Source organism: Betaproteobacteria bacterium, from assembly GCA_016720855.1.
Lineage (GTDB): Bacteria > Pseudomonadota > Gammaproteobacteria > Burkholderiales > Usitatibacteraceae > FEB-7.
In genome coordinates this window covers 59,010-71,466 of sequence record JADKJU010000001.1, presented here as the reverse complement: position 1 = coordinate 71,466, position 12,457 = coordinate 59,010, and the positions used below count along the sequence as shown (strand labels likewise).

Genomic DNA, 12,457 nt, shown 5'->3' with positions numbered 1-12,457 from the left:
AACACCCAGGAACTCCTGCGATGGACGAAGAACCTCCCCGTATATAGTCGTTGATCGCATTGACATCACGATAGTTCCGGCGCAAGCGTCATTTGCAGGCGCAGGCATTTTGAAGTGACCCGGGTTGCGTGCGCGCAATCGGCCCGCGGAAGGACGATCGTCGATGACCGCAGAAGAAGACCGGCTGGACGCTGCCCGGGCCGGAACCGAGCCGTGGCGTCGCTGGGGCCCGTACGTCAGTGAGCGGCAATGGGGCACGGTGCGCGAGGACTACAGCGCCAGCGGCGACGCCTGGGAAGGCCTGACGCACGACCAGGCGCGCTCGCGTGCCTACCGCTGGGGCGAGGACGGCATCGCCGGCATATCGGACGAGGGTCAGCATCTGTGCTTTGCGCTGGCGCTGTGGAACGGCGCCGACCCGATCCTGAAGGAGCGGATGTTCGGGCTCAACGGCAACGAGGGCAATCACGGCGAGGACGTCAAGGAGTACTACTTCTATCTCGACAATGTCCCCAGCCACGCGTACATGAAGTTCCTGTACAAGTATCCGCAGCGAGCCTACCCCTACGCGGCCCTGGTGGCGGAAAGCCGGCGGCGCGACCGGATGAGGCCCGAGTACGAACTGCTCGACACCGGGATCTTCGACGACGATCGCTACTTCGACGTGTTCGTCGAATACGCAAAGGCCGCGCCCGAAGACATCCTGATCAGGATCAGCGCCATCAACCGCGGCCCGGCGGCCGCGGCCCTGCAGGTGCTGCCGACGTTGTGGTTCAGGAACGACTGGTCGTGGCATCCGGGCCGGCCGAAGCCGCGCATCGAGATCGATCGATCCGGAGGCGACGCCGTGGTCCTCAAGGCGACGCACCACGATCTGGCGCCGCACTGGCTGGTGTGCGAGCTGCCTGAGGACGTCCTGTTCACCGAAAACGAAACCAATAGCGAGCGCCTGTCAGGCGCGCCCAACGCCTCGCCCTTCGTCAAGGACGCGTTCAACGACTTCGTTGTCAATGGCCGGCACGAAGCGGTCAATCCGGCGCGCATCGGCACCAAGGCTGCCCCGCGCTACGAGCGCGTCGTCGGCGCAGGCCAGACGGTGACGATCCGGCTGCGCCTGGGCAACGCGGGCGGCTCGAAGGCGCCGCTCGGCGACGAATTCGACGCCATGTTCGCGCGGCGCAAGGACGAGGCGGATGCGTTCTATCGGCGTGTCACGCCTTTCGAGCTGCCCGAAGACATGCGCAACGTCCAGCGCCAGGCCTTCGCCGGCATGCTCTGGAGCAAGCAGTACTACCATTTCCTGGTGCATCGCTGGCTCGAGGGCGATCCCGTCGGCCCGCCGCCGTCCGAGGCGCGCAAACGCGGCCGCGACCACGCGTGGGGGCATCTGGCCGCGGGCGACGTGCTGTCGATGCCGGACAAGTGGGAGTACCCGTGGTTCGCCGCCTGGGACATGGCGTTCCACGCCGTCACCTTTGCCATGATCGACCCGGATTTCGCCAAGAGCCAGCTGCTCCTGCTGACGCGTGAGTGGTACATGCACCCCAACGGCCAGATTCCCGCCTACGAATGGGCATTCGGCGACGTCAATCCACCGGTGCATGCGTGGGCGGCGATCCGCGTCTATCAGATCGAGCAGAAGATGTACGGACGCAGCGACCGCGCCTTCCTCGAGCGGATATTCCAGAAGCTGCTGATCAATTTCACCTGGTGGGTCAACCGCAAGGACGCCCAAGGCAACAATATCTTCGAGGGGGGATTCCTGGGCCTGGACAACATCGGCGCTTTCGACCGCAGCGCCGGACTGCCCGGCGTCGGCGAGCTCGAGCAGGCTGACGGCACCAGCTGGATGGCGATGTATTGCCTGAACATGCTCAGCATCGCGCTGGAGCTCGCCCGGGGGGATCCGGTGTACGAGGATATCGCAACCAAGTTCTTCGAGCATTTCATCTACATTGGCGCGGCCATGAACCAGGTCGGCGGCCGAGAAGGCGGCCTATGGCACGAGGAAGAAGGCTATTACTTCGACGTGCTCAATTTCCCGGACGAGCGCTGCCTGCCGGTCAAGGCGTTCACCATCGGCGGCACGATTCCGGTCGCCGCCATCGCGATCGGCGAGTGGGACATCCTGCACGCATTCCGCGGCTTCAGCGAGCGCTCGCGTTGGTTCGCCCGTTACCGGCCGGAACTGCTGCAAGGCCTCGCCGACTTCAATCACCGCGGCATCCGGGACCGGGTCCGCCTGGCGCTGGTCGATTCGCACAAGCTCGGCCGCATCCTCGAGCATGTACTGCGGGAAGACGGGATGCTGAGCGCCCACGGTGTGCGTTCCGTGTCGAAACAGCACGCGGCGAATCCGTTCGTCCTGCGCCTGGACGCTCATCAGTTCGTGCTGGACTATGAACCGGCCGAATCGACGATCGCGCAATTCGGCGGCAATTCGAACTGGCGCGGCCCGGTGTGGTTTCCCCTCAATTTCCTGCTCATCGAGTCGCTGCAGAAGCACCACTATTTCCTCGGCGACGACTTCCATGTCGAACTGCCCAGCGGGTCCGGTCGCAAGGCGACGCTGTGGGAAGTGACGGCCGACCTGTCCTACCGGCTCATCCGGATCTTCCTCCGGGACGAGAACGGCCGCCGTCCGGTGTATGGCAACTGCGAGAAATTCCAGAACGACCCGCATTGGCGCGACCTGATCCTGTTCCACGAATACTTTCACGGCGACACGGGTGCGGGCCTGGGCGCGAGCCATCAGACCGGCTGGACCGGCGTGGTGGCGAAGCTGATCCAGCAATATGGCGAGTACGCGCTGCAGGGGAAGCCACCCAGCCTGCAGGACGCCGACATCGGCACCACCCGGCAATGAAGGCGGACTCATCCACCATGGGAGATTCGCGGTCCTCTCGCTGATCGCGTGGATAGCGTGGCTCATCGCACGCATCAATTCCGTCAGCAGATCGCCACTCCCCGCATGCAGCGACGCCTATCGGGCGATGCCGAGTGCGCCGATTCCGGGGTAGTCGGCGCGCGCGAGCGCGATCTTGCGTGCGTACGGCCCCCACCGCTCACCGACGGCGAGCGCCTTCTTGAATGCGTCGGGGTGCTCGATCCACACGCCGCCCATCAGCGTCACGCCCCGCGCGAACAGCGCATCGGGCAAGCAGCTCGCGCCGGGGCCGATCATCGCGAATGCGCGTGCGTGACCGCAATGCGCGAGCACGGCGTCGAGCGTCTCGTTGAGCAGCACGGTGCTCGTCGAGAGCACCTTGTCGCAGGCCTCGAGTTCACGCGGGTCGAGCGTGATGTGGAACCCCTCACGTGCTCCCGCCAGGTCGGGCCTCAACTCGAGCACCATGAGCCGCGCACCATTTGCCGTGACCTGAGCCACGAGGGGCCGGAAGTAGCCGATCATCCCGATGTGCTCCCCCGCCAGTGGCGCGAGACCGCCGATGGAATCGGTAGCGTCGGGTGGAACAAAGCCGGCGCGGTCGAACAGGTGGCGCGTCAGTGCATTGACCGCGGCGAATCCGATCGTGCGCAACGTGGTGTCGGTGCCGCCCCAGTGGCGAGCGACGGCGAGCGCGTCGACGCCGACGGGGCCTGTCCCTGACGCGCCGGAAGCAAGCTTGGCTAGCGTGTCATCGAGCAGCACGTAGCTTAGCCCGAGCGAGCCGTCGTCCAGCTCGAGCGCGCAGAACTCACCGTCACGCGTCTCGGTCCACTGCGCAGGCGGCAGGTGAAGCGCACGCACGCGCGGCACACGCGTGCCGCGCAACGCGCCCTCCAGCATTCCAAGCGTCTCTTCAGCGATTTTCATGCTTGCCATGATGCCTGCATCGTGCGTTGGTACCGCTCGAGCGACTTCATTCAATACGCGATTGCCCACCTCGCCCTGCCGACAATGGCCCCCGTGGGTCCAGGTACCCCACCACCAGAGGCGTGGGTGCCTCGCCGTTTGTGGGCGGGATTGTGGGCAAAAGCCACCGCACAAATGGAATTCCCCCGTTTCCCCGGACACATCTGATGATGCCAAACTGGCAATTGGAGGTGTTCGATGGCAACGAAGCAAAGACGGAAGTTTACGGCCGAGTTCAAGCGCAGGGAGTGAAACTCACACAGCAACCTGGACGATCGGTGTCGGCGGTTGCGCGTGAGCTTGGCGTGGAGCGTTCGGTCCTGAAGGGGTGGGTGGACAACTTCGCGGCAGGTCGATACGAGAAGGACCGGGCATTGCCGTTGAAGGCTGCGCAGCAGCTGGAGAACGAGCAGCTTAGGCGAGTTGGCGAAAGTTCGAATGGAGCGCGACATTCTAAAAAAGCGCTGGGCTACTTCGCGAAGGAACCAACGTGAGGTATGTGTTTGTAGCCCGCTATCGGCCGGGTGTGGCCGACCCGGATGATGTGCCGCTTGCTCGAGGTGTCGTCGAGCGGGTTCTGCCCCGGCGCGTCCGGCCCAGCCGGCCGGCCGCCGGCGTGCGGCGGCGTCGAGTCCGCACGGCCCGCGGGCGTGGGAACCGGTGCCGCCGCGCGGGGCCCACACAAAGGCCGGGGGCAACGGGGTCGGGGGGTCCGGGGCGTTCCGGGGCGCGGGGCGCTCGACCGGAAAAAACTTGCCGAAAATTGGGGGGGGGTGGGATTTTTTTTGGGGAAGTGGTGGGGGTTGTCGCCAACTCGGGGGGGAACGGGGCGGGGCCGGGGCGGCCGCGGCGCGGCGCGGGGGGGGGCGGGGCCGGCGCGCGGCCCGGGGCCCCCGGGGGGGGCCCCCCGCCGCGCCCCCCCGCCGCGGCGGCGCGGGCCCGCGCCGGCGGCGCGGGGCCGGCGGGCCGGCGGCGGCCCCGCGGGCGGGGGGGGCGCGGCGCGGGGCGCGCGCGGGCGGGGCCGCGGCGGCGGGGGCCGGGGGGCGGGCCCCGGGGGGCCGGGGGGGGGGGGGGGGGGGGGGGGGGCCCGGGGGGGGGGGGGGGGGGGGGGGCGGGGGGGGGGGGGCCCGGGGGGGGCGGGGGGGGGGCGCCCCCTCCGGGCCGGGGCGGGGGGGGGGGGCGCGGGGGCCGGGCGGGCCCGCCCCCGCGGGGGCGCGGGGGGGGGGGGGGGGGCGCCGCCGGGCCCCGCGGGCGGGGACGATGGCTTGGACGCTCGCCGAGCGTGCGCTCGATCGCCAACGCGGGCTTGCTGGTGCTGATCCGGGAAGCTTCGCCTTGAGTCACCAGACCTACGGCTCGCCGCGGGTCTGGAGGACATGGTCGTCGCAGGCCAATCCTGCAGCGAGAATCGAGTGGCGCGACTGATGCGAGGGGCTGGCATGAGCGCGCAGCCCAAGCCGCGGCGCATGCCTACCGACATTGGATTGCGTCCGGAACACAGCATCGCACCGAACGTGTTGGAGCGAGACTTCGCCGCTGCTGCTCCGAACCGGAAGTGGGCAGCCGATTTCACCTACATCTGGACGGGCGAGGGCTGGTTGTTCCTTGCCGTTGTGGTGGATCTGTTCAGCCGGCGCGTGGTCGGCTGGTCTATGCAACCCACCATGACCGCGCAACTGGTGCTGGACGCGTTGATAATGGCGCTGTGGCGACGCGGCAAGCCTTCGGAGCTTTTGCCCATTCCGACCAGGGCAGCCAATACACCAGCGAGGACTTCCAGCGCCTGCTGTCGGCCGAGGGCATCACCTGCAGCATGAGCAAGCGCGGCGACTGTTGGGACAACTCCGCGGTCGAGAGCTTCTTCGCCTCGCCTCAAAAAGGAACGTGTCTATCGCAGGACGTACGCCACGCGCGAAGTCGCGCGCGCCGACATCTTCGACTACATCGAAGTGTTCTACAATTCCCGGCGCCGACATTCGACGCTTGGGCAGGTCAGCCCGATGGAGTTCGAACGTACTCATGCGGGCTTAGCGTAGTGTCCGGAGAAGCGGGGGAATTCCACAAATGACAACGCCAACCGGATCATGCGGTTGGCATTGAAGACTGGCGGAGAGGGCGGGATTCGAACCCGCGTTAGGCTATTAACCTAAACACGCTTTCCAGGCGTGCGACTTAAACCGCTCATCCACCTCTCCGTGGACTGCTTGCAGTTCCCGCTGCCGGGAAGCCCGAAATTATACCTCGGCACGGCTTCCCGGGCGAGCGCGCCTACCGCCCGAACGCGAACCAACGCCTGGAGTACATCTGCCTCGACAGCAGGAAAGCGATGACGGCCGCCACCGTGAGGTGCACCGGCCACAGGCCGAGCCAGAGCGGAACCTTGCCTTGCGACGTCCAGGCCTGGAATATCGAGAGCAGGTTGTTGTAGAGCGTATAGACGAGCACGGCGAGCACCAGGTTCCACGAGCGCCCCGTGCGCGGGTTCACGAACGAAAGCGGCAGGGCGATGAGCGCCATGAGAAGCACTGAAATGGGCATCGCGATCCGCCAGTGCAGCTCCGCGATGTTGTGCGGGGTCGGATCCGCGAGCAGCTCCATCGTGTCCATGGCCTTGGAGGGGGGCACCTCCTTCTTGGCCTCCTTCGGCTCGATCCGGATCAGGTAGCGCGCAAAGTCCGCCATCCGGTAATCGAGCAGGCCCGGCGTCCCCTCATAGCGGCGCCCGTTCTCCAGGACGATGAAGCGGTCGCCGTTCTCCGCGGTCTCGACAAAGCCCTTCTGCGCGACGATCACGCCCAGCCGGTTGTGCTCCGTGGACTGCACGAAGACGTTGTTCACCACGTCGTCTCGCTCCGAGAGCTTGTCCACGAAGAACACGCGATCGGATTGCCGCGACTCGCGAAACACGCCCGGCGTCACCGCGGAGACCTCGTCGCGGCTCTCCAGCAGGCGCCGGTACTCGCGGCTCTGTGACTCCGACCACGGAGCGATCACGAGCGAAAGCGCGGCGCAGACGAGCGCGATCGGGAGCGCGAACCTCAGCACCGGCTTCACCCACGCGGCAATCGACAGCCCCGAGGTGAACCACACCGTCATCTCCGCGTCCCGGAAGCTGCGCGTGAGCGTGAGCAGCACCGCCACGAACGCCGCGATCGACAGCAGGATCGGCAGGTAGGTCAGGATCCCGAAAGCGATGAGGCCGATGACAGCCTCGGGCAGCACCTCGCCACCGGCCGCCTTGCCCAGCAGCAGGATGAGGAGCCGCGTGAGGATGAGCGCGATCAGGACGGCCACCACGGCGAGCGCCACGAGACTGAACTCGCGAATGAGGCTGCGATCGAAGATCATCGTCGAGGGAAGAGCCGACAGGAAGTATGAGTGGACACGGGCTCGGCTGGCTTTGACTTGAGTCGCTCAAAACAGGGATAATCGCAATCCGGCAGCGAGCGTCCAAGTACAGGAAAACAAATGGAATTTAGCATAAAGAGCGGCAGCCCCGAAAAGCAGCGCACCGGATGCGTGGTGGTTGGTGTCTTCGAAGGTCGAAAGCTCACTGCCTCCGCGCAGGGCATTGACCGTGCCGCCAAGGGTTTCATCACGGATGTACTGAGCCGCGGCGACCTGGAAGGCAAGGCCGGCACGACGCTCCTCCTGCAGAGCGTGGCGGGCGTGCCGTCCGACCGCGTCCTCCTCGTCGGGCTCGGCAAGGACCGCGAGATGGGCGAGTCGGCCTACCGGAAGGCCATCGACACGGCCGTCAAGGCGCTGCGCGCCACCGGGGCGACCGATGCGGCCTTCTTCCTCACCGACATCACGCTGCGCAAGCGCGACACGGCCTTCAAGGTCGAGCAGGCAGTGCTCGGCATCATGGAGGGGATGTACCGCTTCGACCGCATGAAGAGCAAGCCGGAGGAGAACAAGCCGGAGGAGAACAAGCGGGCCCTTGGCAAGGTGGTCCTGCACTTGGCGAGGCGCAGCGACGTCGCGGCCGGCGAAGCGGCCGCCCATCGGGCCTACGCCATCGCCGGGGGCGTTTGCCTCGCGCGCGACCTCGGCAACCTGCCGGCCAACGTGTGCACGCCGGCCTACCTCGCCACCGAAGCCCAGGCGCTCGCGAAACTGCACGGGCTCAATTGCGAGGTCCTGGGCGAGAAGGAACTCGAGAAGCTCGGCATGGGCGCGTTCCTGGCCGTCGCGCGCGGCAGCCGCCAGCCCCCGAAACTGATCGTCCTCGAGCACCGCGGCGCGAAGAAGAAGGGCCAGCCCCCCGTGGTTCTCGTGGGCAAGGGCGTCACGTTCGACACGGGCGGCATCTCGCTCAAGCCCGCGCCCGAGATGGACGAGATGAAATTCGACATGTGCGGCGCGGCGAGCGTGCTGGGCACGATGAAGGCTGTCGCCCTCATGAAACTGCCGATGAACGTCGTGGGCATCGTCCCCGCCACCGAGAACATGCCCGGCGGCAACGCCATCAAGCCCGGTGACATCGTGACCACGATGTCCGGCAAGACGGTCGAGATCCTCAACACCGATGCCGAGGGCCGCCTCATCCTCTGCGATGCCCTCACCTACGCGGAGCGCTACAAGCCCGCGGCCGTCGTGGACATCGCCACCCTGACCGGTGCGATGGTGATCGCGCTGGGCAACATCGCCACCGGCCTCTTCGCCAACACCGATTCGCTGGCCCGGGAACTCATCCAGGCGGGCGATGCCTCATGGGACCGCGCCTGGCACCTGCCGCTGTGGGACGACTACCAGGAGGGGCTCAAGTCCAACTTCGCGGACATCCCCAACATCGCCTCGCGCGCGGGCGGCGCGATCACCGCTGCCTGCTTCCTCGAGCGCTTTGCCAAGGCCTACCCCTGGGCGCACCTGGACGTCGCCGGCACCGCCTGGAAATCGGGAGCCGAGAAAGGCGCCACCGGCCGCCCCGTCGCGCTGCTCGCGAATTTCCTCACGCGGCGCTCGGCGTGACGCGCATCGACTTCTACCACTACGCCGAGGACAAGCTGCGCTACGCCTGCCGCCTCGCGGCCAAGGCGGCCGATGGCGACAACCGGCTGGTGGTCTATTCGCCGGACGCGCAGGTTCTCGCGGGGTTCGACCGCTTGCTCTGGACTTTCCAGTCGATCCGCTTCGTTCCCCATTGCCGCGCCACCGATCCGATCGCGCCCGAAACGCCCGTGATCCTCGCGGCGAGCGAGGAAGGGCTGTCGCACCACGACGTGCTCCTGAATCTCGCGGACGAGTGGCCGCCCTTCTTCGCCTCCTTCGAGCGACTGCTCGAGATCGTGGGCAAGGATGAGGAGGACAGGCAGCGCGCCCGCGGCCGGTTCGTCTTCTACCGCAAGCGCGGTTACGAGATCAACGTGAACGCGATCGAGGAGGCCTGAGGGCCATGGAGGACGACCGCGACATCCTCGGCAAGGCCGACGCCCTCCTGCGCAGGCACGTGCCCCCTCGCGCCGAAGACGGTGACAGCGCGGACTTTCCTGTCCTGACCGAGGTGATCACGCGCGGCGGCACACCGGCGGCGGGCCCCGCAGCGCCTGCTGCCCCGCCGGCCCAGGTTCACGACAGGACCATGGCCGCCGGCGACGACGAATACACCCGCGCCCTGATCGCCGAGGTCGTGAACGCGGTCCAGTCACGCCTGGCCCGGGACCTGGAACGCCGCCTCACCCAGCAGGTCGCCGCCGAGGTCCACGCCTCCGTGGCCGCCACGCTGGGAGATCTCAGGCAGGAAATCGCGAACGCCGTCGGCGACGCGGTGGCCGAGGCGCTCGCGCGCCGCCCGCATCGATAGGCACGAACGAACCATGGAACTCGAGAAAAGCTTCGCCCCTCACGCCATCGAGGCGCACTGGTACCCCTACTGGGAATCCCGCGGCTGGTTCAAGGCCACCTTTGACGCCGCGCGCCCGTCGTTCTCCATCCAGCTGCCGCCGCCCAACGTCACCGGCACGCTGCACATGGGGCACGCCTTCCAGCAGACGCTGATGGATGTCCTCACCCGCTGGCACCGGATGAAGGGGGAGAACGTCCTCTGGCAGCCGGGCACGGATCACGCCGGCATCGCGACGCAAATGGTGGTCGAGCGCCAGCTGGAGCAGGAGGGCACCTCGCGCCGCGCGCTGGGCCGCGACAAGTTCGTCGAGCGCGTCCGGGAATGGAAGGAGGCGTCGGGGTCGACCATCACGCGCCAGATGCGACGCCTGGGCGCCTCCTGCGACTGGTCGCGCGAGTACTTCACCATGGACGAGGCGCGCTCGCGCGCCGTGACGGAAGTGTTCGTCCGCCTGCACGAGGAGGGCCTCATCTACCGGGGCAAGCGCCTCGTGAACTGGGATCCGGTCCTGCTTACCGCCGTGTCCGACCTCGAAGTCGAATCGCGGGAAGAAAACGGTTCGCTCTGGCACCTGCGCTACCCGCTCGAGGAAGGGACGGAATGCCTCGTGGTGGCCACGACGCGCCCCGAAACGATGCTGGGCGACACCGCGGTGGCCGTGCATCCCGAAGACCGGCGCTACAAGCACCTCATCGGGCGAATGATCCGGCTGCCGCTCGCGGACCGGCTGATCCCGGTCATCGGCGACGAATACGTGGACCGGGAATTCGGCACCGGCTGCGTGAAGATCACGCCCGCCCACGACTTCAACGACTACCAGGTCGGCGCGCGCCATTCGCTGCCGATGGTGGACATCTTCACTCTCGACGCGAAGGTGAACGACAACGCCCCCGCGCCATACCGCGGCCTCGACCGTTTCGAGGCGAGGAAGCGCGTGCTGGCCGACCTGGACAAGGCCGGCCTGGTGGACAGCGTGAAGCCGCACAAGCTCATGCAGCCGCGCTCGCAGCGCTCCGACGCCGTCGTCGAGCCGATGCTTTCGGACCAGTGGTTCGTGAAGATGGATGGCCTGGCCAGGCTCGGCCTCGAGACGGTGAACGACGGGCGCATCCGGTTCGTGCCGGACGAATGGACGACGGTCTACCGCCAGTGGCTCGAGAACATCCAGGACTGGTGCATCTCGCGGCAGCTGTGGTGGGGGCACCAGATCCCGGCGTGGTACGCCGATGACGGCACGCCGTACGTGGGGCGCACCTTCGAGGAAGCTTGCGCGAAGGCGAAGACCGGCGGCAAGGCCCTTTCGCCCGACAGGCGCGATCCCGACATGCTCGACACGTGGTTCTCGTCGGCCTTCGTTCCCTTCTCGGCACTGGGGTGGCCCGACGGGGCGCAGTTCGCCCGCGAACGCAAGTTCTACCTGCCTTCTTCGGTGATGATCACGGGGCCGGACATCATTTTCTTCTGGGTCGCGCGCATGATCATGACGACGCTCCACTTCACCGGCGAAATCCCGTTCAGGGACGTATACCTGAATGCGACCGTGCGCGACGGCGAGGGTCAGCGGATGTCGAAGTCGAAGGGGAACACCATCGACCCCATCGACGTGATCGACGGGATCGGGCTTCCCGCGTTGCTGGAGAAATCCACCAAGGGGCTGATGCTCGCCTCGCACAAGGATGCCGCGGCCAGGCGCATCAAGCGCGACTATCCGGAAGGAATCACGTCCTACGGCGCGGACGCACTGCGCTTCACCTTCGCCGCGCTCTCCACGCTCGGGCGCACCCTGAATTTCGACCTGAAGCGCTGCGAGGGCTACCGCAGCTTCTGCAACAAGCTCTGGAACGCGACTCGCTTCGTCCTGATGAACTGCGAAGGCAAGGACACCGGCCTCGACGCCGCCTCGCCCGTCGAACTCTCCTTTGCCGACCGGTGGATCGTCTCGCGATTGCAGCGCGCGGAGGCGCAAGTCGCGCAGGGCTTCGAGGAATACCGTTTCGATACCGCTGCGCGCGCGCTCTACGAATTCGCCTGGGACGAGTACTGCGATTGGTACGTGGAGCTCGCCAAGGTGCAGCTCCAGACCGGGAGCGAGGCCGCCCAGCGCGGCACGCGCCGCACGCTCATCCGGGTGCTCGAGACGACGCTGCGCCTGGCCCACCCCATCATCCCCTTCATCACGGAAGAGCTCTGGCAGAAGGTGGCGCCGCTCGCCGGCGCCACGGGCGAAACCGTCATGCTCGCGCGCTGGCCGCAGCCGCAGCCCGACAAGATCGACGAGGAGGCCGAGCGCGCCGTCGCCGCCTTGAAGGAACTCACCAACGCGGCCAGGAACCTGCGATCCGAGATGGGCCTCGCCCCGGGGCAGCGCGTGCCGGCGTTCGTGCAGGCCGGTCCCGAGGTGGCGATCCACCTGCCGTACCTGCAAGCCCTCGCGCGCCTGTCGGAGGCCAGGGTCGTCAGCGCGCTTCCGGATGTGGAGTGCCCCGTCGCAGCGACCGGAAGCGGCAAGCTCATGCTTCACGTCGAGATCGACCGTACCGCCGAACGCGAGCGGTTGGCGAAGGAAGCCGCGCGGCTGGACGGCGAGATCGCCAAGGCCGAAACCAACCTGGGCAACGAGGCTTTCGTCGCGCGTGCGCCGGCCGCCGTGGTGGACCAGATGAAGAAGCGGCTCGCGGACTTCCGCACGAAGCTCGAAGACATCCGGTCACAGCTCGCGCGCCTCGCCTGAGGCAACCCGGCCCCGAGCCGGA

At 67.2% G+C, this 12,457-nt stretch carries 10 protein-coding genes and 1 tRNA gene; 8 read left to right on the top strand and 3 right to left on the bottom strand.

Going from position 1 to position 12,457, the window contains the following annotated elements:
* Window positions 1–163: 163 nt before the first annotated feature.
* A complete protein-coding gene (locus tag IPP91_00295; GenBank protein MBL0140539.1) occupies window positions 164–2,866 on the top strand; it encodes a glucosidase in 2,703 nt (900 codons plus the stop codon).
* A gap of 117 nt (window positions 2,867–2,983) precedes the next feature.
* Here IPP91_00295 and IPP91_00290 read toward each other — a convergent pair whose 3' ends face one another.
* On the bottom strand, window positions 2,984–3,817 hold the full coding sequence (locus IPP91_00290) for a hypothetical protein (GenBank protein ID MBL0140538.1): 834 nt from the start codon (window positions 3,815–3,817) through the stop codon (window positions 2,984–2,986).
* A gap of 206 nt (window positions 3,818–4,023) precedes the next feature.
* On the opposite strand from IPP91_00290, the gene IPP91_00285 reads away from it, so the two are divergent.
* From IPP91_00285 to IPP91_00275, 3 genes are all read left to right on the top strand, one after another.
* Complete coding sequence (locus IPP91_00285; GenBank protein MBL0140537.1) at window positions 4,024–4,350, top strand: transposase; 327 nt, start codon at window positions 4,024–4,026, stop codon at window positions 4,348–4,350.
* A gap of 945 nt (window positions 4,351–5,295) precedes the next feature.
* Window positions 5,296–5,673, top strand: coding sequence for a DDE-type integrase/transposase/recombinase (locus IPP91_00280; protein ID MBL0140536.1), 378 nt, complete (start codon window positions 5,296–5,298; stop codon window positions 5,671–5,673).
* Window positions 5,562–5,924, top strand: a complete 363-nt coding sequence (locus IPP91_00275; protein ID MBL0140535.1) for a DDE-type integrase/transposase/recombinase — start codon at window positions 5,562–5,564, stop codon at window positions 5,922–5,924. The genes IPP91_00280 and IPP91_00275 overlap by 112 nt, the downstream gene beginning before the upstream one ends.
* Before the next feature lie 36 nt (window positions 5,925–5,960).
* Here the strand turns inward: IPP91_00275 and IPP91_00270 are convergent.
* Window positions 5,961–6,051, bottom strand: a tRNA-Ser gene (locus IPP91_00270).
* A 73-nt stretch (window positions 6,052–6,124) separates the two neighbouring features.
* Entirely contained in the window at window positions 6,125–7,204 is a 1,080-nt protein-coding gene (gene lptF, locus IPP91_00265; protein ID MBL0140534.1) for an LPS export ABC transporter permease LptF, read from the bottom strand.
* Window positions 7,205–7,324: 120 nt separating this feature from the next.
* Here lptF and IPP91_00260 point away from each other — a divergent pair, with 120 nt between their 5' ends.
* Genes IPP91_00260 through IPP91_00245 form a run of 4 tightly spaced genes read left to right on the top strand, consistent with a single transcriptional unit; the run spans window position 7,325 to window position 12,435 of the window.
* Window positions 7,325–8,830 carry a leucyl aminopeptidase gene (locus tag IPP91_00260; GenBank protein MBL0140533.1) on the top strand — a complete coding sequence of 502 codons (1,506 nt, stop codon included), beginning with the start codon at window positions 7,325–7,327 and terminating at the stop codon, window positions 8,828–8,830.
* Entirely contained in the window at window positions 8,827–9,249 is a 423-nt protein-coding gene (locus IPP91_00255) for a DNA polymerase III subunit chi (GenBank protein MBL0140532.1), read from the top strand. The genes IPP91_00260 and IPP91_00255 overlap by 4 nt, the downstream gene beginning before the upstream one ends.
* A gap of 5 nt (window positions 9,250–9,254) precedes the next feature.
* Window positions 9,255–9,662 carry a hypothetical protein gene (locus IPP91_00250; protein MBL0140531.1) on the top strand — a complete coding sequence of 136 codons (408 nt, stop codon included), beginning with the start codon at window positions 9,255–9,257 and terminating at the stop codon, window positions 9,660–9,662.
* Between the two features lie 13 nt (window positions 9,663–9,675).
* Window positions 9,676–12,435 carry a valine--tRNA ligase gene (locus IPP91_00245; GenBank protein MBL0140530.1) on the top strand — a complete coding sequence of 920 codons (2,760 nt, stop codon included), beginning with the start codon at window positions 9,676–9,678 and terminating at the stop codon, window positions 12,433–12,435.
* The last annotated feature ends 22 nt before the right edge of the window (window positions 12,436–12,457 follow it).

What these genes read in the sequence shown, in the direction of transcription:
- IPP91_00280 (MBL0140536.1), top strand. Translation starts at nt 5,296, where the DNA reads ATGAGCGCGCAGCCCAAGCCGCGGCGCATGCCTACCGACATTGGATTG.
- IPP91_00295 (MBL0140539.1), top strand. Translation starts at nt 164, where the DNA reads ATGACCGCAGAAGAAGACCGGCTGGACGCTGCCCGGGCCGGAACCGAG.
- IPP91_00290 (MBL0140538.1), bottom strand. Translation starts at nt 3,817, where the DNA reads ATGAAAATCGCTGAAGAGACGCTTGGAATGCTGGAGGGCGCGTTGCGC.
- IPP91_00245 (MBL0140530.1), top strand. Translation starts at nt 9,676, where the DNA reads ATGGAACTCGAGAAAAGCTTCGCCCCTCACGCCATCGAGGCGCACTGG.
- IPP91_00260 (MBL0140533.1), top strand. Translation starts at nt 7,325, where the DNA reads ATGGAATTTAGCATAAAGAGCGGCAGCCCCGAAAAGCAGCGCACCGGA.
- IPP91_00285 (MBL0140537.1), top strand. Translation starts at nt 4,024, where the DNA reads ATGATGCCAAACTGGCAATTGGAGGTGTTCGATGGCAACGAAGCAAAG.
- lptF (MBL0140534.1), bottom strand. Translation starts at nt 7,204, where the DNA reads ATGATCTTCGATCGCAGCCTCATTCGCGAGTTCAGTCTCGTGGCGCTC.
- IPP91_00250 (MBL0140531.1), top strand. Translation starts at nt 9,255, where the DNA reads ATGGAGGACGACCGCGACATCCTCGGCAAGGCCGACGCCCTCCTGCGC.